At 39.2% G+C, this 1,289-nt stretch carries 2 protein-coding genes; one reads left to right on the top strand and one right to left on the bottom strand.

Translation table 11 applies throughout. The features are described 5' to 3' along the window. Nucleotides 1-228 (bottom strand): hypothetical protein (locus ACTS4L_RS11295; RefSeq protein ID WP_440652066.1); only part of this gene is annotated, 228 nt, incomplete at its 3' end. Between the two features lie 232 nt (nt 229-460). On the opposite strand from ACTS4L_RS11295, the gene ACTS4L_RS11290 reads away from it, so the two are divergent. Further along, the gene (locus tag ACTS4L_RS11290; protein WP_440615708.1) at nt 461-1,201 is read left to right on the top strand and encodes a response regulator; all 741 of its coding nucleotides are present in this window, start codon (nt 461-463) and stop codon (nt 1,199-1,201) included. Nucleotides 1,202-1,289 lie beyond the last annotated feature (88 nt).

Below are 1,289 nucleotides of genomic sequence, written 5' to 3'. Positions count from 1 at the left end.
CACACCATCATCTGCTTGCAGCTCAACAGCAAAGTCACTTGCCTGTTTATTGCCTTCATTAGTGACCGTAATTTGCAAACTATGCGATGTCTCAATATTGCCATGCGTTTGGCTTGGCACTAAGGTAGCTGTCGTAGTCACTGCATTTTTCTTATTGCCATCATCCGAGTTACAGCCAAATAGCAACGCACTAGAAACAATCAGCGGTATTAATTTTGTCATTTTCATGCTTACACTTCTCCACTTTAACTTAATTTAGTCAACTTATCAGTCATCGCACTCCCCATGCTTAGAATTAAGTTTAGCTCAACAAAACCACACAAATATGTTTAAATGTGTAGACAATATGTATTTACATACTTTGGTCGTTTGGCAATTAAATTTATCTTGCAAAACAACCAAAAAAGTATTTAATTATATTGTATTTATAAGCGATAAAATGATGTAAGGACTGCAGCCTATGACTTTAACCGATAGCCAGCAAGGGACTTCGATCAAAAACATTTTAATTATCGATGATGATAAAGAGATCACTAAAAGCTTGAAACAAACACTTAAAGCTCGTTTTAATATTGATGCTTTTGCGATTCATCACCCCAAAGAAGCGAGTATGACACTGACGCAAAAACAATTCGATGCCATTTTACTTGATTTAATGTTACCTGAAATTGATGGCATTGAAGTCTGTCGCCAAATTCGAGCAATTACCAATACACCTATTGTTATGATCACTGCATCACAGGAAGTTTCCGAACGTATCTTAGCTTTTGATGCGGGCGTTGATGATTTCTTAGTAAAACCCTTTAGCACACTTGAGTTAATGGCGCGCATTAATGCCATTTACCGACGCATGGCACAAACCTCACCCGCACTTAAAGATAAGATTTACCAGTTTGATCGTTGGCGATTTGATACGCGCACTTCCTTGCTAACAACGGCAAACGAGGAAGTCCAACTTTCAACAGCAGATGCTAACCTACTCATGGTTTTTCTTGAGCATCCACGGCGCATTTTGGAGCGTGAATTTCTACTGAATCAGACCAACACCAGCAAACGTGATATTTATGATCGCGCAATTGATGTCCGCGTTGGATTATTACGCAAGAAAATCGAAGAAGATACCAAACACCCTAAACTCATCCAAACTCACCATGGGCGCGGCTATGTATTTAATGCAAATGTTGTTAAAAAAGCGACATAAGCTTTAGGTGTTCACGGCTGTCCCATCTAAAAACCTTGAGCCAAAATAGTGCTTAAAGTCTGATTTCCCCAGGCTGCTTTCTTACGCA

Origin of the sequence: Cysteiniphilum sp. 19S12-1, assembly GCF_052030685.1 — a bacterium.
GTDB lineage: Bacteria > Pseudomonadota > Gammaproteobacteria > Francisellales > Francisellaceae > Caedibacter.
This window is presented reverse-complemented; position numbering and strand designations above follow the sequence as displayed.